This is a genomic window from Streptomyces sp. NPDC048278, assembly GCF_040652195.1.
Taxonomy (GTDB): domain Bacteria; phylum Actinomycetota; class Actinomycetes; order Streptomycetales; family Streptomycetaceae; genus Streptomyces.
The window spans coordinates 135398-158138 of record NZ_JBEZLP010000016.1; the positions used below are offsets into that span (position 1 = coordinate 135398).

The 22741-nt window shown below is 71.6% G+C and carries 24 protein-coding genes; 18 read left to right on the forward strand and 6 right to left on the reverse strand.

Annotated elements, in window-relative coordinates; translation table 11 throughout:
* Positions 1 to 66: 66 nt before the first annotated feature.
* Together AB0D74_RS26940 and AB0D74_RS26945 are read right to left on the reverse strand one after the other, a co-directional pair.
* Positions 67 to 753, reverse strand: a complete 687-nt coding sequence (locus AB0D74_RS26940) for a siderophore-interacting protein (protein WP_362592080.1) — start codon at positions 751 to 753, stop codon at positions 67 to 69.
* A gap of 38 nt (positions 754 to 791) precedes the next feature.
* On the reverse strand, positions 792 to 2195 hold the full coding sequence (locus AB0D74_RS26945; protein ID WP_362592083.1) for an MFS transporter: 1404 nt from the start codon (positions 2193 to 2195) through the stop codon (positions 792 to 794).
* A gap of 103 nt (positions 2196 to 2298) precedes the next feature.
* Between AB0D74_RS26945 and AB0D74_RS26950 the strand changes: the two genes are divergently transcribed.
* From AB0D74_RS26950 to AB0D74_RS27010, 13 genes are all read left to right on the forward strand, one after another.
* The gene (locus AB0D74_RS26950) at positions 2299 to 3240 is read left to right on the forward strand and encodes a LysR family transcriptional regulator (protein ID WP_362592086.1); all 942 of its coding nucleotides are present in this window, start codon (positions 2299 to 2301) and stop codon (positions 3238 to 3240) included.
* Positions 3241 to 3580: 340 nt separating this feature from the next.
* The gene (locus AB0D74_RS26955) at positions 3581 to 4309 is read left to right on the forward strand and encodes a DUF2637 domain-containing protein (protein WP_362592088.1); all 729 of its coding nucleotides are present in this window, start codon (positions 3581 to 3583) and stop codon (positions 4307 to 4309) included.
* A 164-nt stretch (positions 4310 to 4473) separates the two neighbouring features.
* A complete protein-coding gene (locus AB0D74_RS26960; RefSeq protein WP_362592091.1) occupies positions 4474 to 5985 on the forward strand; it encodes an aldehyde dehydrogenase family protein in 1512 nt (503 codons plus the stop codon).
* 108 nt (positions 5986 to 6093) lie between these two features.
* On the forward strand, positions 6094 to 7623 hold the full coding sequence (locus AB0D74_RS26965; RefSeq protein ID WP_362592094.1) for a GMC oxidoreductase: 1530 nt from the start codon (positions 6094 to 6096) through the stop codon (positions 7621 to 7623).
* A complete protein-coding gene (locus tag AB0D74_RS26970) occupies positions 7623 to 8873 on the forward strand; it encodes a glycine betaine/L-proline ABC transporter ATP-binding protein (protein WP_362592097.1) in 1251 nt (416 codons plus the stop codon). Before AB0D74_RS26965 ends, AB0D74_RS26970 begins: the two co-directional genes overlap by 1 nt.
* The gene (locus AB0D74_RS26975) at positions 8873 to 10807 is read left to right on the forward strand and encodes an ABC transporter permease subunit (RefSeq protein ID WP_362592099.1); all 1935 of its coding nucleotides are present in this window, start codon (positions 8873 to 8875) and stop codon (positions 10805 to 10807) included. Before AB0D74_RS26970 ends, AB0D74_RS26975 begins: the two co-directional genes overlap by 1 nt.
* Positions 10808 to 10809: 2 nt before the next feature.
* Positions 10810 to 11760, forward strand: a complete 951-nt coding sequence (locus AB0D74_RS26980) for an ABC transporter substrate-binding protein (protein ID WP_362592102.1) — start codon at positions 10810 to 10812, stop codon at positions 11758 to 11760.
* A gap of 105 nt (positions 11761 to 11865) precedes the next feature.
* The gene (locus AB0D74_RS26985) at positions 11866 to 12732 is read left to right on the forward strand and encodes a tyrosinase family protein (protein WP_362592104.1); all 867 of its coding nucleotides are present in this window, start codon (positions 11866 to 11868) and stop codon (positions 12730 to 12732) included.
* A gap of 125 nt (positions 12733 to 12857) precedes the next feature.
* Positions 12858 to 14270, forward strand: coding sequence for a condensation domain-containing protein (locus AB0D74_RS26990; protein ID WP_362592107.1), 1413 nt, complete (start codon positions 12858 to 12860; stop codon positions 14268 to 14270).
* Between the two features lie 152 nt (positions 14271 to 14422).
* On the forward strand, positions 14423 to 14668 hold the full coding sequence (locus tag AB0D74_RS26995) for a hypothetical protein (protein ID WP_362592110.1): 246 nt from the start codon (positions 14423 to 14425) through the stop codon (positions 14666 to 14668).
* A 35-nt stretch (positions 14669 to 14703) separates the two neighbouring features.
* Positions 14704 to 15096, forward strand: coding sequence for a hypothetical protein (locus tag AB0D74_RS27000; RefSeq protein WP_362592113.1), 393 nt, complete (start codon positions 14704 to 14706; stop codon positions 15094 to 15096).
* A gap of 131 nt (positions 15097 to 15227) precedes the next feature.
* A complete protein-coding gene (locus AB0D74_RS27005; protein ID WP_362592116.1) occupies positions 15228 to 15548 on the forward strand; it encodes a hypothetical protein in 321 nt (106 codons plus the stop codon).
* A gap of 188 nt (positions 15549 to 15736) precedes the next feature.
* Positions 15737 to 16084, forward strand: a complete 348-nt coding sequence (locus AB0D74_RS27010) for a hypothetical protein (RefSeq protein ID WP_362592119.1) — start codon at positions 15737 to 15739, stop codon at positions 16082 to 16084.
* A gap of 68 nt (positions 16085 to 16152) precedes the next feature.
* Here AB0D74_RS27010 and AB0D74_RS27015 read toward each other — a convergent pair whose 3' ends face one another.
* The 3 genes from AB0D74_RS27015 to AB0D74_RS27025 all read right to left on the reverse strand — a co-directional run bounded on the left by AB0D74_RS27015 (position 16153) and on the right by AB0D74_RS27025 (position 17618).
* Positions 16153 to 16443 (reverse strand): hypothetical protein, encoded by a 291-nt coding sequence (locus AB0D74_RS27015; protein ID WP_362592122.1) that lies wholly within the window; start codon positions 16441 to 16443, stop codon positions 16153 to 16155.
* Between the two features lie 207 nt (positions 16444 to 16650).
* Complete coding sequence (locus AB0D74_RS27020; RefSeq protein WP_362592125.1) at positions 16651 to 16935, reverse strand: hypothetical protein; 285 nt, start codon at positions 16933 to 16935, stop codon at positions 16651 to 16653.
* A 206-nt stretch (positions 16936 to 17141) separates the two neighbouring features.
* Positions 17142 to 17618 (reverse strand): hypothetical protein, encoded by a 477-nt coding sequence (locus AB0D74_RS27025; RefSeq protein WP_362592127.1) that lies wholly within the window; start codon positions 17616 to 17618, stop codon positions 17142 to 17144.
* A 465-nt stretch (positions 17619 to 18083) separates the two neighbouring features.
* Between AB0D74_RS27025 and AB0D74_RS27030 the strand changes: the two genes are divergently transcribed.
* The 3 genes from AB0D74_RS27030 to AB0D74_RS27040 all read left to right on the forward strand — a co-directional run bounded on the left by AB0D74_RS27030 (position 18084) and on the right by AB0D74_RS27040 (position 20042).
* The gene (locus AB0D74_RS27030; protein ID WP_362592130.1) at positions 18084 to 18878 is read left to right on the forward strand and encodes a hypothetical protein; all 795 of its coding nucleotides are present in this window, start codon (positions 18084 to 18086) and stop codon (positions 18876 to 18878) included.
* 74 nt (positions 18879 to 18952) lie between these two features.
* A complete protein-coding gene (locus AB0D74_RS27035; protein ID WP_362592132.1) occupies positions 18953 to 19231 on the forward strand; it encodes a hypothetical protein in 279 nt (92 codons plus the stop codon).
* A 169-nt stretch (positions 19232 to 19400) separates the two neighbouring features.
* Positions 19401 to 20042, forward strand: coding sequence for a chaplin (locus AB0D74_RS27040; protein WP_362592135.1), 642 nt, complete (start codon positions 19401 to 19403; stop codon positions 20040 to 20042).
* A gap of 109 nt (positions 20043 to 20151) precedes the next feature.
* Here the strand turns inward: AB0D74_RS27040 and AB0D74_RS27045 are convergent, their stop codons facing one another.
* Positions 20152 to 20649, reverse strand: coding sequence for a carboxymuconolactone decarboxylase family protein (locus tag AB0D74_RS27045; RefSeq protein ID WP_362592137.1), 498 nt, complete (start codon positions 20647 to 20649; stop codon positions 20152 to 20154).
* 46 nt (positions 20650 to 20695) lie between these two features.
* Between AB0D74_RS27045 and AB0D74_RS27050 the strand changes: the two genes are divergently transcribed.
* On the forward strand, positions 20696 to 22114 hold the full coding sequence (locus AB0D74_RS27050) for a PLP-dependent aminotransferase family protein (RefSeq protein ID WP_362592140.1): 1419 nt from the start codon (positions 20696 to 20698) through the stop codon (positions 22112 to 22114).
* A gap of 52 nt (positions 22115 to 22166) precedes the next feature.
* On the forward strand, positions 22167 to 22652 hold the full coding sequence (locus tag AB0D74_RS27055; RefSeq protein WP_362592143.1) for a carboxymuconolactone decarboxylase family protein: 486 nt from the start codon (positions 22167 to 22169) through the stop codon (positions 22650 to 22652).
* Positions 22653 to 22741: the final 89 nt, after the last annotated feature.

Below are 22741 nucleotides of genomic sequence, written 5' to 3' on the forward strand. Positions count from 1 at the left end.
TCCCGCACCCCGACGGGCCCCGCTCCGGATTCCCTCCGGAGCGGGGCCCGTCCGCGTCCTGTGGCGCTACTCCATCCCGCGCTTGCCCGGCGTCCAGAACGGCTTGGTGAGGACCGTGCGCCGGTCCCAGCCCGCCTCCTGGACCAGCACCTTGCGCACCGCCTGCACGGCCCGCGCCTCCCCGGCGACGTAGGCCACCCCGCCGGGTTGGGGAGCGAGCCGGCGTACCGCCTCCGGCAGCGAGGTCTCGGTCCTGAGCACCCAGTCGAGGCGCTCCGCGTGGGTGAGGGGCAGCCGGTCGGCGGGCGTCTCCGTCTCGACGCAGCCGGAGATCCGGGCCTCCTCGGGCAGTGCCGCGAGCATCGCGCCGAAGGCGACCGCGGCCGTCTCGTCGCCGACGAAGACGTGGTGGTCGGCGTCGGGGCGCAGCGTGAAGGTGCCCTCGGGCCCGCGCAGCCGCACCTGCTCCCCCTTCCCGACGGTCCGGCCCCACCGGGCGCCGGGGCCGCCCTCGGCGTGGTCGAGGACGCACAGCTCGACGACGCCGGACGGGTCGTAGTGCCAGACCGAGTACGTCCGCAGGGTCAGGCCGCCGACCAGGACCCGGACCTGCTGGCCGGGCCGGACGTCGAGGCCGGCGAGCTGGTCGCCGTCGATGCGCAGCCGGCGCATCCGGGCGGTGATCTGCTCGGCCTCGGTGACGGTGCCGCGCAGGGTCAGCAGGTCGAGGACGGGGCTCAGGAGGGCGGGCATCGGGGCTCCTCAACGGGCCGGGGTGTGCGGGGAGTTGCTCAGGCGCCGGTAGAACGCGATAGTACGCGTTCCGGGTCTGACGCGATAGTGCGTGTCGGGGTGCGACGGCCGTATCCGGCCACCACGAGCGCCGTCGCGGCGAGCACCAGCAGGGCGACGGTACGCAGGGCCGGGCCCATCCCGGAGGTGAGGTCGCCGTGCGCGGACAGGACCGTGCCGGTGACCGCGACCCCGAGGGCGGCGCCGGTCTCCCGGGCCGTGGTGCCGAGCCCGGAGCCGAGCCCCGCCTGGTGCGGCGGGAGCGAGCTGACCACGCCGAGGGTGAGGGCGGGCATCGACAGACCGGTGCCGGCCGAGATGACCAGCAGCCAGCAGGCGTACGTCCAGTACGGCGTGGCCGCGTCGACGGTGGACGCGCCGAGCAGGCCGAGGCCGATCAGGCCGAGCCCGGCGCCGACGACCGCGCGCGGGTGGCCCGCCCAGCGGGCGGCGAGCCTCGGGACCAGGGCCATGCCGATCGTCAGCGGCATGATCGCGACGCCGGTCACGGCCGCGTCGTAGCCCTTGACGCCTTGCAGGTACTGAGAGTTGACGAAGAAGAGGGAGAAGAGGCCGAAGAAGCCGGCCGCCGTGCCGAGCGACGCCGAGCGCAGCCGGGCGGAGGCGAAGACGCGGGGGTCGAAGAGGGGGCGTGGCGAGCGCAGCGCGTGGCGCGTGAAGACGGTGGTCAGTACGGCGCCCGCCGCGAAGGAGCCGAGGATGGGCGCCGACGTCCAGCCGTAGGTCGTGCCCTCGATGATGCCGAACAGCACCGCCACCAGGCCCGCCGTGAGGAGCAGGGTGCCGAGCGGGTCGAGGTTGCTGTGCGCGGAGCGTTCGGTGCGCGGGGTGACCAGGGCGACGGCCAGGGCGAGCAGCGCGGCCAGCGGGACCATGGCGGCGAACAGGGCCCGCCAGGACAGGAACTGGCCGACCAGTCCGCCGCCCAGGTTGCCGGCCGCGCCGCCCAGACCCAGCGCCAGGGTCCAGGAGGCGAGGGCGCGGGCGCGCCGCTCGGGGGCGGCGAGGTGGACCAGGATCGACATGGTGGCCGGGGTGATCAGCGCGGCCCCCGCGCCGGACAGGCCGCGCCCCGCTGTCAGCACGGCCGGGTCCGGCGCGAGCGCGCTGGTGGCCGCGCCGGCCGCGAACAGGGCGAGGCCCGCGAGCAGGGCGCCCTTGCGGCCGTACCGGTCGCCGAGCGCGCCGGCCGGGATGAGCAGGGCGGCGAAGGCGATGACGTAGGCGTCGACCGTCCACAGGATCTCGCTGTGCGAGGGGTGCAGGGACGACGCGGCCAGTTCGGGGATGAGCAGGTTGATGGCGGCGACCATGCTCTGCGCGACCAGCACGCAGGCGCACAGGACGAGCAGGACAGGGCGTTTCAGGGCGTGCGAGGGCACGGCTCCTCCCGGGGAGCTGGTGGGTGTGGTGGGGGCTGCCCTGTCACCGTAGGCTCGGCGCCGACCTGCTTTCCAGTGCAACCTTTGCAAGGGACGACTGCGTATGACGCAATCCGTGGGATCTCCCGGGGGCCTCGACCTGAACCTGCTGGTCGCGCTGGACGTGCTCCTTGAGGAGGAGAGCGTGCAGCGGGCCGCGCGCCGGCTGCACCTGTCCGAACCGGCCATGAGCCGCACCCTCGGCCGGATCCGCCGGGCGCTCGGCGACCCCGTCCTGGTGCGCGCCGGGCGGCGGATGGTGCCGACTCCGCACGCCCTTGCCGTGCGCGCCGAGGTGAGCGCGGTGGTGGAGCGCGCGCAGGCGCTGTTCGCGCCGGGCCGGGACACCGATCTGCGGACCGTCTCCCGGACCTTCACGATCATCGGCCCGGACGCGATCGCCGGCACCCATGCCGCCGTCCTCTTCGCCAGGGCCGCCGCGGAGGCCCCCGGTATCCGCATCCGCTTCCTCGCCGAGGCCCACGTGGACCTGCCGTACCTGCGGCAGGGCATGGCCGACCTGGAGGTCGGGGCGATCGACACCACCGCGCCCGAGGTGCGGGTGGAGCACCTCCAGGAGGACCGCATGGTCGGCGTCGTACGGTCCGGGCACCCGCTGCTGACCGGCGAGGTGACCCCCGAGCGGTTCGCGACCGCCGCCGGTCACCTGAACGTCTCGCGGCGCGGCAAGCTGCACGGCCCCGTCGACGCCGCGCTGGCCGAACTCGGCCTGGAACGCCATGTGGTGGGGACCGTCGGCACCTTCCCGGCCTCCCTCTTCGTGCTCCGCGACTCCGATCTGGTCGGCCTGATCAGCACCTGGGGGGTCCCGTTGGCCACCACCCTGGGCCTCGCCACCTTCGAGGTCCCGCTGCCGCTGCCGCCGATCCCGCTGGGCCTGGCCTGGCATCCGCGCCACGACGCCGACCCGGCGCACGCCTGGCTGCGGGGCTGCGTACGGGAGCTGGTGGCCGCGAGGTCCGCGGTGACCTCGCCGTTCATTTAAATTCAGTATTCACGGAGTGTGGTATCCGGCGTATTCGCAATTTCATCGGCGCCGGGCCGGTGGGAATTATATAACTTCTCTTCCGGGTGACGGAATTCCCCCGAACGCTCCAAATCCCACCCGGTGTGGCGGTCGTTAGGTGACCGTGACGCGATTGGACTGGTGCGCAGCCGAAGATCATCCGACAACCCTGCTCCGCTGGCCCGGTGGTATGGATATCACTTCATGCTCGGACTTGCTCGATGATTTCCTGAAGAGAATCAACACGATGGAAAATGAATACCGGCGGACCATGGCGGATCTGTACGGAGCGTTCTGAGGCAAGGTGCGGAGGTAAGCGATGGACGGGATTCAGCACGACTCGGGGCCGGGTCTCTACGATCACACCGGCTTCTACGACCATCCCGGTCTCTACGACCATGCAGGTCTCTACGACCATGCCTGGGGTGCCCCGGAGCCGGACGTCGCGCCGAGCGACTGGGACCCGGTCGAGGAGCTGGCGCAGATACTGTCCGCGCCGACCGGTGTGGCCGCGGCCCCCACGCTGCTGGACGTGCCGGCCCAGCGCCGGGGCAGCCGCCGCCGCGTCCGCCACCGGGTCCGCCACGAATCCCACCTGCTCGACGGCGGCCGGAGCGTCACGCACATCACGCTCCTGATCGCGATGGTCTCGCTCTGCGCGGTGTGCATGCTGGCCTGGTCCCTCTGCTACTCCTACGCGCAGCTGCGCGGCATCGCCTCGTCGGTGCTCCCCGGGGGGCTGGCGCGGTACTGGCCGCTGACGGTCTACGGCCCGTGGTTCGTGGCGGCGCTGTCCGTCCTGCGGGCCACCGCGCAGCGCCGGAGCGCGCGGCGGTCCTGGTGCGTCGTGCTGGCCGCCTCGGTCGTGGCCGTGGCCCTGTGCGTCAGCCACTCCTCCCATGCGCTGTTGTCGTTAGTCATCTTCGGGATTCCGCCCATCACCGCCCTGGTCTGCTTCTGGGAGCTCGTCGGCCAGATCTCGACCAAGAGCAGGCCCCGGCACGCCACGCCCGCCACGCCCGCCACGTCGGCGGGCAGCACGCCCTGACCTCTGCGGTTTATGCCGTTATGTCCGACTGTTCAGTGACGCCGCACACTTCCGGCCGACGATTGCGCATGCAATCCGAGGCCGAGGGCAGGTGCTGGCGGTCCCCGAGTGTGACCCGGATGTCACGCACGGGCACCGAACAGGAACGGAAGGCAATACCGATCATGGCGGACAGCACGGCACGAGCGACCATCCATGCCGGAGGCGACTGGCTGGCAGCGGTCTCCGGCGCGACGCGCGAGATCATCGACCCCGCGGACGGCCTGCCCTTCGCCGTGGTCGCCGAGGGCGACGAGAAGGACGCGGAGGCGGCGGTGGCCGCCGCGCGGCGTGCCTTCGACACCGGCGACTGGCCCCGGACCCCCGTCGCCGAGCGCGCCGCCCTGCTCCGCCGGGTCGCCGACCTCCTCGTACGCGACCGCGAACAGCTCGGACTCCTGGAGAGCCGGGACGCGGGCAAGACCGCGGCGGAGGGCCGCGTCGACATCGACTGCGTCGCCGACGCCTTCCGCTACTTCGCCGACCTGGTCGCCGCGGAGGGCGCGGGCCGGGTGGTGGACGCCGGCTCGGCCGACATCCACAGCGTCGTCGTAGCCGAACCCGTCGGCGTGTGCGCGTTGATCACCCCCTGGAACTACCCCCTCCTCCAGGCGAGTTGGAAGATCGCCCCGGCGCTCGCGGCCGGCAACACGTTCGTGGTCAAGCCGAGCGAGCTCACCCCGCTGACGACGGTCGCGCTGATCGGACTGCTCGCCGAGGCCGGGCTGCCCGCCGGAGTCGCCAACCTGGTCACCGGCCCCGGCCACACCGTCGGCGCCCGCCTCGCCGAGCACCCCGACGTCGACCTGGTCTCCTTCACCGGCGGCCTGGCCAGCGGCACCGAGGTCGCCCGGGCCGCCGCGCCCACCGTCAAGAAGGTCGCCCTCGAACTGGGCGGCAAGAACCCCAACGTCGTCTTCGCCGACGCCTGCGCCACGCCGGAAGGCTTCGACACCGCCGTCGACCAGGCCCTCAACGCCGCGTTCATCCACAGCGGCCAGGTCTGCTCGGCCGGCGCCCGGCTGATCGTCGAGGAGTCCGTCCGGGAGCGGTTCGTCGCCGAACTCGCCCGCCGGGCCGCCCGGATCCGGCTCGGCCGGGGCACCGCGGACGGCGTCGAGTGCGGCCCGCTCGTCTCCGAGCAGCAGCGCGCCAAGGTCGAGGGGTACGTGGCGTCGGCGCTCGCGGAGGGCGCCGTGCTCCGCGCGGGCGGCAGGCGCCCCGAACCGTCCGCCGACCGCCCGGCCGCCGGCTACTTCTACGAGCCGACCGTCCTCGACCAGTGCCACCGCGAGATGCGGGTCGTCCGCGAGGAGGTCTTCGGCCCGGTCCTCACCGTCGAGACCTTCCGCACCGAGGACGAGGCGGTCGCCCTCGCCAACGACACCGAGTACGGACTCGCGGGCGCCGTCTGGAGCACGGACGCCGGGAAGGCCCGCCGGGTCGCGGGGCGGCTGCGGCACGGCACGGTGTGGATCAACGACTACCACCCCTACCTGCCACAGGCGGAGTGGGGCGGCTTCGGAAGGAGCGGCACCGGCCGCGAGCTGGGACCCGCGGGACTCGCCGAGTACCGCGAGACCAAGCACGTCTACCAGAACCTCGCGCCGAAGCCGGTGCGCTGGTTCGCCGGCTGAGCTGTCCCGACCGCCGGCCGACTTCCCCCGACTGCCGGCCGACTTCCCCCGACTGCCGGCCGACCTCCCCCGACTGCTGTGCGTAAGAAGCCTTTTGGAGCACCCCCCATGTCCCACACCCCGCACGTCTACGACTATGTCGTCATCGGCGGCGGAACCGCAGGTTCCGTCATAGCCTCCCGCCTCACCGAGAACCCGGACGTCACCGTCGCCGTCATCGAGGGCGGCCCCAGCGACGTGGGCCGCGACGACGTCCTCACCCTGCGCCGCTGGATGGGCCTGCTCGGCGGCGAACTGGACTACGACTACCCGACCACCGAGCAGCCGCGCGGCAACTCCCACATCCGGCACAGCCGCGCCCGGGTGCTGGGCGGCTGTTCCTCGCACAACACCCTCATCTCCTTCAAGCCGCTGCCCTCCGACTGGGACGAGTGGGAGGCGGCGGGGGCCAAGGGCTGGGGTGCGGTGCCGATGGAGGCCTACTACGCCCGCCTCCTCAACAACATCGTCCCGGTCGACGAGAAGGACCGGAACGCCATCGCCCGCGACTTCGTCGACGCGGCCCAGGAGGCGCTGGGCGTCCCGCGCGTGGAGGGCTTCAACCGGCGGCCGTTCACCGAGGGCGTCGGCTTCTTCGACCTCGCCTACCACCCCGAGACCAACAAGCGGTCGAGCGCGTCGGTGGCCTACCTCCACCCGGTGCTGGACGAGCGCCCCAACCTGCACGTGTTCCTGGAGACCTGGGCGTACCGCCTGGAGCTGGACGGCACCCGGGCCGAGGGCGTGCACGTCCGTACCGAGAACGGCGCGGAACTCCTGATACGCGCCCGGAACGAGGTCGTCCTCTGCGCGGGCGCCGTCGACTCCCCGCGCCTGCTGCTGCATTCGGGCATCGGCCCGGCGGCGGACCTCGAAGCCCTCGGCATCCCGGTCGCGCACGACCTGCCGGGCGTCGGCGAGAACCTCCTCGACCACCCCGAGTCGGTGATCGTCTGGGAGACGAACGGCCCGATCCCGGAGAACTCCGCGATGGACTCCGACGCCGGCCTGTTCGTCCGCCGGGACCCCGAACACCCGGGCCCGGACCTGATGTTCCACTTCTACCAGGTCCCGTTCACCGACAACCCCGAGCGCCTGGGCTACGAACGCCCCGCGCACGGCGTCTCGATGACCCCGAACATCCCCAAGCCCCGCAGCCGTGGCCGTCTCCACCTGACCAGCGCCGACCCGTCCGTGAAGCCCGCGCTCGACTTCCGCTACTTCACCGACGAGGACGACTACGACGGCCGCACCCTCGTCGACGGCATCCGCATCGCCCGCGAGATCGCGAGGACCGAGCCGCTGGCGGGCTGGCTGAAACGCGAGGTGTGCCCCGGCCCGGAGATCGTCGGCGACGCCGAGCTGAGCGAGTACGCCCGCAAGGTCGCGCACACGGTCTACCACCCGGCGGGCACCTGCAAGATGGGCGCGACCGACGACGAACTGGCCGTCGTCGACCCCGAGTTGCGGATCCGGGGCCTGGACGGCATCCGCATCGCCGACGCCTCCGTCTTCCCTGCCATGCCGGCCGTGAACCCGATGATCGGGGTGCTGATGGTCGGCGAGAGGGCCGTGGACCTCCTGAAGGGCGGTGCGTGATGAGTGGTACGACCCCTGTCTTCTCCGTCGAGGGCCTGTGGAAGGTCTTCGGCCCCCAGGCCGACCGCGTCCCGTCGGACCCCGAGCTGACCGGCCTGCCGCCGGCCGAACTCCGCACCCGCACCGGCTGCACGGCCGCCGTCCGCGACGTCTCCTTCGACGTGCGCAAGGGTGAGGTCTTCGTGGTGATGGGCCTGTCCGGCTCCGGCAAGTCGACTCTGGTCCGCTGCCTGACCCGCCTGATCGAGCCGACGGCCGGCCGGATCGCCATCGACGGCGAGGACGTCCGCGCGATGGACAAGGGCCGGCTGCGGGAGCTGCGCCGGCACCGCGCCGCGATGGTCTTCCAGCACTTCGGGCTCCTCCCGCACCGGTCCGTCCTCGACAACGTGGCGTACGGCCTGGAGATCCAGGGCGTCCGCAGGGCCGAGCGGCGCGCGCGGGCCGCCGAGTTCGTCACCAAGGTCGGGCTCGACGGCATGGAGCAGCGCCGCCCCGGCCAGCTGTCCGGCGGTCAGCGCCAACGGGTCGGCCTCGCGCGGGCGTTGGCGGCCGATCCCGAGGTCCTCCTCTTCGACGAGCCGTTCAGCGCGCTCGATCCGCTGATCCGGCGGGACATGCAGGAGGAGGTGGTCCGCCTGCACCGGGAGGAGGGCCGCACGATGGTCTTCATCACCCACGACCTCTCCGAGGCGCTGAAACTCGGCGACCGTATCGCCCTGATGCGCGACGGCAGGGTGGTCCAGCTGGGCACCCCGGAGGAGATCGTCGGCTCCCCGGCCGACGACTACGTCCGCGAGTTCGTCCGGGACGTCCCGCGCGAGCAGGTGCTGACGGTTCGCTCCGCGATGAGGCCGACGAAGGACGGGGAGGCCGCGTCGGGACCTGCGATCAGCCCGTCCGCGACGGTCGCCGAGGCGATCGACGCGGTCGCGGTGGCCGGCGCACCGGCCCGGGTCGTGGACGGCAACCGATGCGTGGGCGTACTCGACGCGGAAACGCTCCTCGGCGTCGTGGCCAAGTCCGACACCGGCGGCACGTCGTCTGCGGGCAGTGGTCGACCGGCCGCGCAGTTCCCCGCGCCCCTGGGTGGGGACGGGCAGCACTCGCCGGAAAGTCACCCGGCCGCCGACGCTGACTCAGCCGCGGGCAGTCGTGCCGCTGGGGCGGCACGGGTGGGCGCGGCGGTACCCCGCGAGCGCGGGCAAGTGACACCCCCCGCGCCCGGCACCGACCCGGAGGGCGTCTGATGGCGACGATCACTGTTCCGAGCCCTCGCCGGGTGGCGCTCCCCACCGGCCGGGCCGCCCGTAAACTGCTCGCCCTTGCCGTGGCCGCCGCGATCCTCGTCCCCGTCGCCAACTCCCAGTGGCCCTCCGCCCCCTGGCCCCACCACCTCACCGTCGACCTCTCCGCCCCCCTCTCCTCCGCCAGCAACTGGGTGATCGACAACCGGGACACCCACCCCCTCTTCCTGTACTTCTTCGGGTACATCAGCAACGCCGTCGTCCTCACCGTCCGCGCCGTCTACCTCACCCTCCTCGCCGTCGGCTGGCCCGGCGTCACCGTGGCCGCAGCCGCCGTCGCGCAGCGCGTCGCGGGGACCAGGCTCGCCCTCGGGACCGCCGCCGCGTTCCTCGCCTGCGGCGTGCTCGGCATGTGGGTGCCGACGATGCAGACCCTCGCGCTGATGGTCGTGGCCGTACTCGCCTCCGTGGCCGTGGGCTTCGTGCTCGGGCTCGGCGCCGGGCTCTCCGGCCGGCTGAACCGCGCCCTGCGCCCGGTCCTCGACACCATGCAGGTGCTGCCCGCCTTCGCCTACCTGCTCCCCGTCGTCCTGGTCTTCGGCATCGGCGTCCCCGCGGCCGTCCTCGCCACCGTCGTCTACGCCGCCCCGCCCATGGCCCGGCTCACCGCCCTCGGCCTGCGCGGCGCCGACCCCGAGGTCCTGGAGGCCGTGGACTCGCTCGGCGCCACCCGCGTGCAGCGGCTGCTGACGGCCCGCCTCCCGCTCGCCCGCAGGGAACTCCTCCTCGGCCTCAACCAGACGATCATGATGGCCCTTTCGATGGCGGTCATCGCCTCCGTCATCGGCGCCGGCGGCCTCGGCGACCGCGTCTACCAGGCCCTCGCCTCCGTCGACGTCGGCGCGGCCCTCGCCGCCGGTGTGCCGATCGTGCTGCTCGCGGTCGTCCTCGACCGCATCACCGCGGCGGCGGGTGAGCGCGCCGACGTCCGGAAGGCCCCCGCCGGCCTCCTGTACGGCCTCGGCGCCACCGTCGCCGTCGCGCTCGCCGCCCGCCCCCTCGGCCGCCTCGACTGGCCCACCGCCTGGACACTGGACTTCGCCGGACCGGTCAACCGCGCCGTGGACTGGATGACCGCGCACCTGTACTCGGGCGTGCCGGTGGTCGGCGGTACGGCCGACTGGGCGGGGCACTTCACCACCTGGGTCCTCGACCCCGTCCGCTCCGGGCTGCAGTGGCTGCCCTGGTGGGCGGTGCTGTTCGTGGTCGCCGCGCTCGCCTGGCTGATCGGCACCTGGCGCACCGCGCTCACCGCCGTCCTCGCGATGGCCGCGATCGGCGTGCTGGGGGTGTGGGAGCCGTCGCTCGACACCCTGTCCCAGGTGCTGGCGGCCGTCGCCGTGACCCTCGTCCTCGGTTTCGCGACCGGGATCGCCGCCGCCCGCAGCGACCGGGTGGAGCGCGCGCTGCGCCCGGTCCTGGACGTGTTCCAGACCATGCCGCAGTTCGTGTACCTCATCCCGGTCGTCGCGCTGTTCGGCGTCGGCCGCGCGCCCGCCGTGGCCGCCGCCGTCGTCTACGCGCTGCCGGCCGTCGTACGGATCACCGCGCAGGGGCTGCGCCAGGTGGACCCGGCCGCCCTGGAGTCCGCCCGGTCGCTCGGGGCGACCGGCCGCCAGCAGCTGTTGCAGGTCCAACTGCCGCTCGCCCGGCCCGCGTTGCTGCTCGCCGTCAACCAGGGCGTGGTGCTCGTCCTCGCCGTCGTCATCATCGGCGGCCTGGTGGGCGGTGGCGCCCTCGGCTACGACGTCGCCTTCGGTCTCGCCCAGGGCGACCTGGCGACCGGGCTGGTGGCCGGCGCCGCCATCGTCTGCCTGGGGCTGATGCTCGACCGGGTGACCCAGCCCACGGAACGCCGTACGGAGAAGGGAGCATGACCATGCGCCGTACGACACTCGTCGCCGCCGCCTCCGTGCTGGTGCTCGCCACCGGGTGCGGTGCCGCCGACATGACCAGGCAGGCCTCGCCGTTCGCCGACGCGCGGGGGGCGAAGACCGTCACCCTGTCCGTGCAGTCCTGGGTCGGCGCGCAGTCGAACGTGGCTGTCGCCCAGTACCTCCTGGAGCACAAGCTCGGCTATCGCGTCGACACCGTGCAGGTCGACGAGGTGCCGGCCTGGGACGCGCTCAGCCAGGGCCGCGTGGACGCGATCCTGGAGGACTGGGGGCACCCGGACCAGGAGAAGCGGTACGTCGACGACAAGAAGACCATCAGCCGGGGCGGGGAGCTCGGCGTCACCGGGCACATCGGGTGGTTCGTGCCGACGTATCTCGTCAAGCAGCACCCGGACATCACCGACTGGAAGAACCTGAACAAGTACGCCTCGCTCTTCCGCACCGCCGAGAGCGGCGGCAAGGGGCAACTCCTGGACGGCTCACCGTCGTACGTCACCAACGACAAGGCGCTGGTGAGCAACCTGAAGCTGGACTACCAGGTCGTGTTCGCCGGTTCCGAGGCCGCCCAGATCACCCAGATCAAGCAGTTCGCCAAGGAGAAGAAGCCCTTCCTCACCTACTGGTACGCACCGCAGTGGCTGTTCAAGAAGGTGCCCATGACCGAGGTGAGGCTGCCCGCGTACCAGGAAGGGTGTGACGCGGACGCGGCCAAGGTCGCCTGCGCCTATCCGCACACCCCGTTGCAGAAGTACCTCAACACCGACTTCGCGCACGGCGGCGGCAAGGCGGCGGCCTTCCTGAAGAAGTTCAGGTGGACGACCGAGGACCAGGACCAGGTCTCCCTGCTGATCGCCGACCGGAAGCTGAGCCCCGAGGAGGCCGCGAAGAAGTGGGTGGACGGCCACCCCGAGGTGTGGAAGCGGTGGCTGTCCTGAGCCGCCCGCCGGGCCCGGTGCCCCGTCACCGGTCCGGCCGTAGGGCGGTGACCCGACGGTGTGTCCGGCGGTTACCCCTCCGGCCGATGCCCGAGGGAGGCGCACGTGGTCTACACCCGGAAGAACGTCGACAAGCTGACCCGAGCCGAACGGCGCCGGTTCGTGGGCGCCCTGCTGGAGGTCAAACGCCGCGGTGAGTACGACGAGTTCGTACGGATCCACATCGCGCACAACTCCGCCGACCGGGAACACCGGTTGCGCACCGCCCACATGGCGCCCTCCTTCCTGCCCTGGCACCGCAGGCTGCTGCTCGAACTGGAGCGCGCGCTGCGGCGGGTGGACGCGTCGGTGACGGTCCCGTACTGGGACTGGACCCGTGACCGCACAGCCGACGCGCTGCCGTGGACCGACGATCTGCTCGGCGGCAACGGACGGCGCTCGGACCGGCAGGTGATGACGGGCCCGTTCGCGTACCGGGCGGGCCACTGGAAGATCACCGAGAACGTGACCGACGTGCAGTACCTCACCCGCGACCTCGGCCACGCCCGCGCCCCGATCCAGCTGCCGACCGGGCGCGAGGTCGAGTTCGCGCTGGCCGACCCGGTCTACGACAGCTGGCCCTGGAACTCGGCCGTCACCCGCGGCTACCGCAACAAGCTGGAGGGCTGGGGGAGCGGCCGGGGCAGCGTCTCCTGGCAGAACCACAACCGCGTGCACCACTGGGTCGGCGGGGCGATGGTCAGCGCCGCGTCCGTCAACGACCCGGTCTTCTGGCTGCATCACTCCTTCGTCGACCTGCTCTGGACCCGCTGGCAGCAACGGCACCCCGGCCACACGTACCTGCCCGCCGAGCCCCCGGGCGCGGGCGACCCGCAGCGCGGCCGGGTCGTGGCCCGGCACGAGCGGCTGCCGCCGTGGGACGTCACGCCGGCCGAACTGGAGGACGTGCGCGGGATCTACAGGTACGAGTGACGTGGTGCGCTTGTCCGTTCGAGATGTCACACATCCCGCTGAAATCGCGGCGACACAGCGATCATCGCGCGCGTACGGCTTGCCGTCGTTGACGAAGCTGGTGTCTTCTGCGAAGGAGAGCCACCGTGCGAATTTCTGACATCCAGCGCTGTGAGATCCGGCCCGGACGGCTCGTCGAGTGGAGGTTCAGCCCGGTGACGATCGCGGCGGCGGCGGCGCTGCCGCCGGATCCGCGGCCACCGGCGTACATCCAGGAGTCGCACATCAGGACGGCCCGGTCGGTGCGGGAGGACGGGCTGTTCGTCCCGACCTGGCTCGGCGCCGCCTTCGACCTGCCGGGCGAGGTCGATCTCGACGCGCTGGAAGGGGCGTTGCGCGGCTGGACGCTGCGTCACGAGACGCTGCGCAGCGGATTCCGCTGGGCCGGGGAGGAGATGCAGCGGTTCACCCTCGCCGGGAAGGACGTGTCGCTGCACCGCGAGGAGGTCGGCGAGTTCACCGACGCGGCGGCGCTCACCCGGTACCTGCAGGATCGGTTCGACGCCGCGGCGGACGCGCTCGGCTGGCCGAACCTCATCTACACGGCCGTCGTACGCGAGGACTCCACCAGCGTGTACATGGCCTTCGACCACACCAACGTCGACGCCTACTCGATCCACCGGCTCCCGGAGGAGATCAGCGCACTGTACGCGGCGGCCGTCGCGGGCACCTCCGTCCCCGGTCCTTCCGTGGGGAGTTACGTCGACTTCTGCGAGCAGGAGCGGGCCAACGCGGACGGCATCGACGACACCCATGCGATCGTCGCCCGCTGGCGGGAGTTCATCGCCCGGTGCGGCGGCCGGCTCCCGGAGTTCCCCGTCGACCTCGGTCTCGAACCCGGTGGCGCGCTGCCGACCCAGAAGCTGGTGTGCGAGCCGCTCGTCGACGCGGAGGCCGCCGCCGCCTTCGAGGCGTACTGCCGTCCCTACGGCGGCAGTCTGGTGGGCATCCTCGCCGCGACCAGCCTGATCGTGCACGAGCTCGGCGGGCAGCCGGTCTACCGCACCGTCGTGCCCTTCCACACCCGGCTGAAGTCCGCGTGGTCGGAATCGGTGGGCTGGTACGTCGGCGGCGCCCCCATCGAAGTACCCGCGGCGCGCGACCTGGAGGGCGCGCTGGAAACGGTCCGCGCCGAACTGCGGGCCAACCGCTCGCTGGCGCGCATCCCGCTGGCCCGCGTACTGCGCCTGCTCGGCACGGACTTCCGCCCGACCTCGCCCGACATGTACTCGATCATCTCGTACGTGGACGCCCGCCTCATCCCCGGTGCGGCGGACTGGGCGGACCAGAAGGCGTACGGGCTGCTCCGGGTGTCGTACGGCGACCAGGTGTGTGCCTGGGTCAACCGGCTGCACGAAGGGCTCTGGTTCGCCTGCCGTTACCCGGACACCGACATCGCCTACAAGAACGTGCGGCGGTACGTCGAGAGGCTGCGGGACCTGATCCTCTCCGTCCCCGCGCCCGATCGCGGACGGCCCGCGGAGCTGGCGCTCTCCTGACCCAACTCTCCCTGCCCATAAGGTGATTATGTGTTGCTATGTCACCCTCGGGTTGGATGTCCGTTGTGGAACGCCTTATCCCGCTACTGCTAGTGTTCACGCAATCACGCTAGGCAATCAATTCGCTGTATGAGCAAAGGACCGAGGGTTCCATGCGCAAGCTTCAGCAGGTCGTGATCGCAGCAGTGGCAGCCGCCGGCGGTCTGTCCGCCGTCGGTGCCACCCCCGCCGTGGCCGACGCCTACGACAGTGGGCCGCAGGTGTCCAACCACTACCGCCCCTACCAGGAGTGCAGCCCGCAGACGGTGTCCGAGAACGACGTCCCGATCGGCGTGCTCGGCCTCGCCGACACCCTCGACACCAACTGCGGCCAGTACAACCAGGCTTTCGGCGGCTGAGCCGGCGGGTGTCCTCTCGACAGGAAGCGCATCACATGTTCAGCGGGAAGATCAGCGGGAAGAAGATCGCGGCTGTCTCGGGGCTCGTCGGCGGCCTCGCCCTGGCCTGTGCCGGCCTCACGCCGGCGTACGCCGCGGCGGGTCCGGGGAAGTGCACCGACGATCTCATGGGCAACCTCACCTGCACCCAGCGGATCAGGGGCGAGGTTCCCGAGGGCGGGACCATCCCGCACCAGGAGACCTGCAAGCCGGTGCAGCCCGTGCAGTTGCCCGCCGTCCTCGGTCAGGGGACGGAGCGGCTCGGGCCCGAGGTGACGTGCTCCCCCGGAACCGTCGGGGTGGCGCCCGTGGAGAGGGGCGACGAACCGGAGACGCCCGGCGACGCCTTCGGTGTCATGGGCCGGATCCTTCCGGTCGGTGGCCGGTAGCGCCGATACGGCAGACGGGGCTGATGCGCAACATGGCGGGCGTAGATCCCCGGTTGACTACTGAGTGTGTGTATATGCTCACATTAAGTAGTCGAGCCGGGCGCTATCGCCTGGACCAGAAAGGGTCAATCATGCGTAAGTTTCAGCGCGTCGCACTCGTAGCGGCGACGGTTGCGGGGCTCTCCTTCCTCGGTGCCGGGGTCAGCTCCGCCGCCGGTGGCGAGGACGCGCCTCCGCAGATCACCGCCGTGGCCAGCTCGACGGCCAACGCCCTGGCCGTCGGTGGTGGTTACTACGCCGCTCCGCAGGCGCAGCCGCAGGCCCAGCTGCAGGCCCAGCCGCAGGCGCAGCCCGAGGCCCAGCCGCAGGCGCAGCCCGAGGCGCAGCCGCAGGCGCAGGGGAACTCCGCCCCCGAGCAGGGCGGTTACGACCAGAACCAGGGTGGCGAGTAAAAACGCACCCCGCTCGAACTCGGTACCCCGCACCGGCGCCGCTTCGGTCCACCCGTCGGCGTGCTGAGTGACAACCATGGCGAAGGCAGCCCGGACGCACCCCGACTCCGTCGAGGTACGCGTCCGGGCTGCTTTGCTTCGCCCTTCGCAGAACAAGCCACAGAAGAAGTCACAGAGAAAGGCAACTCATGTTCACTGCACGGAAGATCGCCACCGTCACGGGGCTCGTCGGAAGCCTCGCCGCGCTCTGCGTCGGCGCCGGGCACGCGTACGCGGACGGGCCGTCCCCGGACGACTGCAGGACGACCGCCCAGGGCGGCACCGTCTGCGTCCACAAGAGCGAGTCGCGCATCGACAAGAACGGTACGCACGTGGTCAAGCAGGCGCAGGACTGCTCGACCTCCGACCGGCCGCGCGTGCTGTTCCCGGATGACCAGCTGACGGGTGAGGGCTCCCACGGCGTCGGAGAGGTCGTGGACTGCTCCAACAAGGCGGAGCTGCCCAAGGGGTTCAAGAGGCCGCACATCGAGTTCTGAGGGCCGCAGAAACGAAAGTCCCCGGTTTCCCGGCCGTTGGCCGGGAAACCGGGGACTTTCGTTTGGTCCTACTTGCCGAACGCGCTGTTGCTGCAGCCCATCGTCGATCCCAGGGACGACTGCTGGGCACCCGAGTTGCCCTCACCGTTCAGCAGGTTGCCGCCCAGGCCGTTGAGGATGCCGACCTCGCCGAGGATGTCGAGGTTCAGGTCGTGCGACTTGCAGCTGCTGCTCTGCTGGATGTTGAATTCGTCGCCCTTCTTGCCCCAGCCCTGGTCGGCATGGGCGGCGCCGGCGCCGAGGAGGCCGAAGCTTCCGAATGCGGTGACGAGAACGGCGGCGGTGCGGAGCTTGTGCATGTCATCTCCGATGAACGAGGTGGATGCGATCTGCGGGAAATCGCGATCTGTGTCATAAAGGCTGATACGAAATACCCGAGATATCCGTGCGACGCGCCGAATACCTTTGTATTTGGGTGCCTTGGAGGCACCCCGACACACACGAATGGTCCCGGCGCCGGGCGCCGGGACCATTCACTGTCCGGCGCCGCGGCGTCGGACGGAGCCTCAGAACGCGCTGTTGTTGCAGCCCATCGTCGAACCGAGGTTGGTGGCCTGGGCGCCCGGGTTGCCCTCACCGTTCAGGGCGCTGCCCAGCAGGCCGTTGAGCAGGCCGACCTCGCCGAGGACGTCGAGGTTCAGGTCGTGCGACTTGCAGTGCGAGCTCTGGGTGATGTTGAACTTGTCGCCGCCGTGCCCGTGGCCTTCGCCGCCGGCGTAGGCCGTGCCGCTGACGAGGCCGATGCTGCTGAGCGCGGCGACCAGGACGGCAACGTTGCGAACCTTGCGCATGTCATCTCCGTGGAGTGGGGGGTTGCGATCTGTGGAAGATCGACTTTTTACAGTTACGGGAGATTAGTACGTAATTCGCCAAATTTGGGAGCGACGCGCTGTTCTCCTCGGCATGTTGAAGAAACACCCGAAAAGTCGTATGCCCATGGCCGGGCCTGTCGGTCGTGGGTCCCGAAAGGCCGGTGCCGGGCTGCGACTTCCGGTGGTCAGCCCTGGCGCTGCGCGCTGGCGAGCGCGTTCGACTGGCTGTTGGCCTGGGTGCAGTCGATGCCCCGGGTCTGCGAGGCCGCGAGCAGGGCGACGGGGATGTTCGCGTCGAGCAGGGACTGCGGGCTGCACTCCTGGTACGGACGGAACAGGTTGTTCTGCTCCACCGGCCCGCCCTGCGCCTGTTGCGGAGCGGCCTGGGGCGAGATCTGGGGGCTGATCTGCGGATTCAGCTGGGGGTTGAGCTGCGGGGCGACCTCCGTGCCGCGCTGCGGCGCCTGTTGTGGCGCCGGCGCGCCGTACGTCTGCGCGGTCGCCTGGGCGGAGGTGGCCGCGGCGGCCTGGGCGTCCGGCTGCGACATGGGGGTCGGTCCGGTCCCGTAGGAGACGGGGGCGGCGGAGCTGGGGCCGGCACCGACAGCGGTCAGACCGCCGGCTGCTGCGACGATGAGCGCGACTTGCCGAAACTTGCGCATGGAATCCTCGGCTCTTCATTTGATCTGTGCACGGAACCTGATGAAATGACTGATGCGGCAGCGCGGTTATCGCTCGGTCGCCGCCCCGGGCGCCTGGGATACCCCTTCGCCCTCACCCCGTGGGGAACGAGAGGCGTGCGGACCCGGATACGGGCGCGCTGCCGTGTCACCCGTTTGCCGAAAGGCATATGAGCGGCAACGTCCGTATCGGTGACGGCAATTGGGTGACGCGGCTCGGAATTCCCGTGACCATCGCCGGACATTCCTCGTTCCGGTGAGGAGAGGGCGGCGGCCGAGGACCTGAGGAGACGAGGCGAATCGGTGCCGGCTCCGATGCGAAGTTCGCGTGCTGCTCAGGAGTACCGCTGCTGAAAGTGCAGTGTCATTGCCGCACCGTCTGCACGCGCGACCGCACTGAACGCAATGGACTTTCTCATCTCCAGGTATCGAAGGGCCGAGGGTTTCATGCGCAAGCTTCACAAGGCCGCGCTCGTTCTGGCGGCGGCCGGCGGTCTGTCCGCCATCGGCGCCGGCGTCAGCTATGCCGACGCTCCCGTCGGATACGGCGGTCCCGCTCCGGCGCCGGCTCCGGACCAGCCGTATCCCCAGGCCCCGCCCCCGGCGCCCGCCCCGCAGGCCCCGTACGCCGCAGGCCAGACCCAGGGCTCGGCCCAGGCCACCGTGCCCGCCTACCCGCAGCAGCAGGCCGCGCCGCCGCAGTACCAGCAGCAGGCCCCGCCGCCCCCGCAGTACCAGCAGGCGCCGCCGCCCCAGCAGTACCCCCAGCAGACCGGTTACGCCGCCGCCTCGGCCTCGTCGCAGGGCTCGGCGCAGGCCACCGCGGCTCCCGTGTACCCGCAGCAGCAGGCCGCCCCCCAGCCGCAGTACCAGCAGGCGCCGCCGCCCCAGCAGTACGCCCAGCCGCAGCCCGCTCCCGTGTACGCGCAGCCGCAGCCGCAGTACGCCCCGCAGCCGCAGTACGCCCAGCCCCAGCCGCAGCCCGCGCCGCCGCAGGTCGTCCCGCAGGTCATGCCCCAGGTCATGCCGCAGGTCGCCCCGCAGCTGGCGGTCCCGCAGGGCTACGCCCCGGAAGGCCCGACGCGCGTCACCCCGCAGGTGAACCCCCAGGTGAACCCGCAGGTGAACCCGCTCATCAACCCCGTCCTCGGGGCGCCGGGCGTGCCCGGCCTCGCGCCGGTCGGCCTCGGCCAGGTCGCGGCACCGCCCGTCGGCCAGCTGGGTCTTCCCCGCCTCGGCTGACGCGCTCCCGCCGCCGTCCGCACCTTCCCATCGACCCGCAGCGGATCACCGTCCGCTCGACCAACGGAGAATCCATGCGCAAGTTCCACAAGGCGGTCCTCGTCGGCGCCGCCGTGCTCGGCAGCGTCGGCTCGTTCGGCGGCGGCACCGCCTTCGCCCACGGTGAGCCGGGCCACGACATCGACGTCACCCAGGGCACCGAGTGCCGCTCGCACGACATGAACATCGAGGTGCTCGGCAACATCAGCGCCCTCACCGGCCTGGCGGGCAACCTGCTGAACGGCGAGGGGAACCCGGGTGCGCAGCAGAGCCACCTCGGCTCGGACATGGGCTGCAACAACCAGGCGCTCTGACCTGACAGGCCGCCCCGTCCCTTCCGTTCTCCTCGCTTCTCCTCGCTTCTCCTCTTTTTCTCTCCTGACCCCATCTCCCAACGTTTCACCGAGTCCGGGTGACTGCCCGCGACGCGTCTGGAAGGGCAGGTACCCCATGAAAAGGGTTACCCGGAACAGTGTGATCGCCATGGCCGTCGCCTCTGGCGCGATGGCCGTCGCGGGGACGGCCCACGCCGACTCCGCGGCGGAGGGCACCGCGAGCGGCTCGCCCGGAGTGGCGTCCGGCAACACCATCCAGTTGCCGGTGGACATCCCGGTCAACGTGTGCGGGAACACCGTGGACGTGGTCGGGCTGCTGAACCCCGCGATGGGCAACAAGTGCGCCAACGAGGGGCACAAGGCGCCGGGGAAGACGGGCTCCACGACGTCGGGCCGGGCCACGGCCGACGGAACCGCCCACGACTCGCCGGGAGTTCTCTCCGGCGACCTCGTCCAGATCCCGCTCGATGTGCCCGTGAACCTCAGCGGCAACAGCGCGAACCTGGTGGGCGTCCTCAACCCGGTCTTCGGCAACGAGTCGTCCTACGGCTCGGACGACCATCCCGACGCGCCCGCACCGACCACGCCGCGGGTGCACCACGAGCCGCAGCACCCGGCCCCGTCGCACCCGCGGACCACCGTCGTGCGGCAGCGGACGAACGAGACGCTCGCCCAGACCGGAGCGGCCAGCCCCTGGGCACCGGCCGCCGTGAGCCTCGCCTCGCTGGCGGCCGGCGCGGTGCTGTACCGCCGCTTCCGCCCCGGGACGGGCAGCGCGTCGTACGTCTAGTGCGCGAGCGCGTCCGGTGACCGCAGGGCCCGCCGCAGCGGGCCCGGTCCGAACGCGACGCGATGGCCCCTGGTCCGCCGAGCCCGGCGGGCGAGGGGCCTTCGCCGTCTCACCCGTGCTGTCCCGGCGTGTAGTGCCCGGGGACCATGCGGGTCGTCACGGCGAACCGGTTCCAGGAGTTGATCACGATGATCGACGCGATCAGCTGCGTCAGCTGCACCTCGTCGAAGTGCTTCGCGGCCCGCTCGTAGACCTCGTCCGGCACGAAACCGTCGGTCAGTACGGTGATCGCCTCGGTCAGCTCGATCGCGGCGAGCTCCTGCGCGGTGTAGAAGTGCTTCGACTCCTCCCACGCGCTGAGCTGGACGATCCGCTCGACGCTCTCGCCCGCCGCCAGCGCGTCCTTGGTGTGCATGTCGAGGCAGTACGCGCAGTGGTTGAGCTGCGAGGCACGGATCTTCACCAGCTCGAACAGCTTGGCGTCCAGGCCCTTACGGGCGGCTCCGTCCAGGCGGACCATCGCCTTGTAGACCTCGGGCGCGTGCTGGGCCCAGGCGAGGCGGGGGGTGTGTTCGGGGACGTAGTGAGTCGTTTCCTCAGTGGTCATGACGCCAGCCTAGGGAGAAGGCAGCCCAGAGGTATGGTCCATTTCCATGGAGAAAGCATGGGCCACTCTCGGGATCGACCTCCACCTGGAACCGGCGGCCGGCCCGGGCCTGCGCCGGGGCCTGACCGACGCGCTGCGCGAGGCCGTGCGCAGCGGCCGGCTGGTCCCCGGCACCCGGCTGCCCTCCTCCCGCTCCCTCGCCGCCGACCTGGCCATCGCCCGCAACACCGTCGCCGACGCCTACGCCGACCTGGTCGCCGAGGGCTGGCTCACCGCCCGGCAGGGCTCCGGCACCCGGGTCGCGGCCGGCGTGACGCCGGTGCGGCACGCGGAGACCCCCGCGGACCCGGCCGCCCACCGGCCCGCCTACGACCTGCGCGCCGGTTTCCCCGACGTCTCCGCCTTCCCGCGCACCGAGTGGCTGAAGGCCGCCCGCCGCGCCCTCACCGCCGCCCCCAACGAGGCCTTCGGCTACGGCGACCCACGGGGCCGTCCCGAACTGCGCACCGCGCTCGCCGCCTACCTCGCCCGTGCCCGGGGCGTGCGCGCCGACCCCGAACGGATCGTGGTCTGCGCCGGGTTCTCGCACGGCCTGAGCCTGCTCGGCCGGGTACTGCGGGCCCGCGGGGCGGACAGCGTCGCCGTGGAGTCGTACGGTCTGGACGAGCACTGGCAGCTGCTCACGGCGGCCGGTCTCCGCCAGGTCCCGCTGCCCTTCGACGGACTCGGCACGGACACCACGCAGCTGGCCCCGGGCCCGGCCGCCGTCCTGCTGACCCCCTCCCACCAGTTCCCGATGGGCATGGCCCTGCACCACGACCGGCGGGCGGCCGTCGTGGACTGGGCCCGGCGCACCGGCGGCCTGGTCCTGGAGGACGACTACGACGGCGAGTTCCGCTACGACCGCCGGCCCGTCGGCGCCCTCCAGGGCCTCGCCCCCGACGAGGTGGTCTACCTGGGCACCGCCAGCAAGTCCCTGGCGCCCGGGCTGCGGCTGGCCTGGATGGTGCTGCCGCCGGCCATGGCCCGGGAGGTGACGGCGGTCAAGGGCGGCGTGGACACCTGCGGGGCGCCGGACCAGCTGACGCTGGCCGAGTTCCTCACCTCCGGCGCCTACGACCGCCACGTCCGGGCGGCCCGCTCCCGCTACCGGCGGCGCCGGGACGACCTGGTCAGGGCCCTCGCCGAGCGTGCCCCCGCGATCCTGGTCACCGGTATCGCGGCGGGCCTGCACGTCGTGCTGCGGCTGCCGCCCGGCACCCGGCACCGCGTGGTCCGGGCCGCCGCCGAACGCGGCCTCGCCGTCGAGGGTCTCGTCCCGCGCCACCGCCATCCCGGGGCCGCCGTCGAGGCCCCGGACGCCCTCGTCCTCGGCTACGGCACCCCGCCCGACCACGCCTGGTCGGGTGCGCTGGAGATCCTGTGCACGGTGCTGTCCGACCCGACTGTGACCGGCGTCGCCTGAATTCCCGGACAACGGGCCCCGTAATTGAATTACGGAGGCTAGAGTCTGTCTCATGAGCAATGGCGAACAGATTTCCCGTGTGGCCCTCAAGAAAATCACCCCGGACGTCTCCTCGGCGATGGGTTCCCTGCATGCCGCGGCCGTCACCGCGGCCCAGGATGCCAAGGTCGAACCGGAAATCCTCGAACTGGTCAGAATCCGCGCCTCCCAGCTGAACGGCTGCGCGTTCTGCCTCGACATGCACACGAAGGACGCTCGCGCGCAGGGCGAGACCGAGCAGCGGATCTATGCGCTGGACGCGTGGCGGGAGACGCCGTTCTACAGTGAACGGGAGCGGGCCGCACTGGCGTTGACCGAGGCCGTGACGTTCGTCGCGGACGGCCATGTGCCGGATGCGGTGTACGCCGAGGCGGCCGGGGCCTTCGACGAGGCGCAGGTCGCGGCGCTCATCTGGGTGGCCGTCGTCATCAACGCCTACAACCGCACGGCCATCGCCACGCGCATGGTGCCGGGGGCTTATCAGCCGAAGCGAGCCTAATAAAAAGCAGCTTAATATCCGGTCCGGTGGATTATCGCCGGACCGGTTTTTTTGTGTGTTTCGGCTGCGGGTGCGTGGGGGCTGGTCGC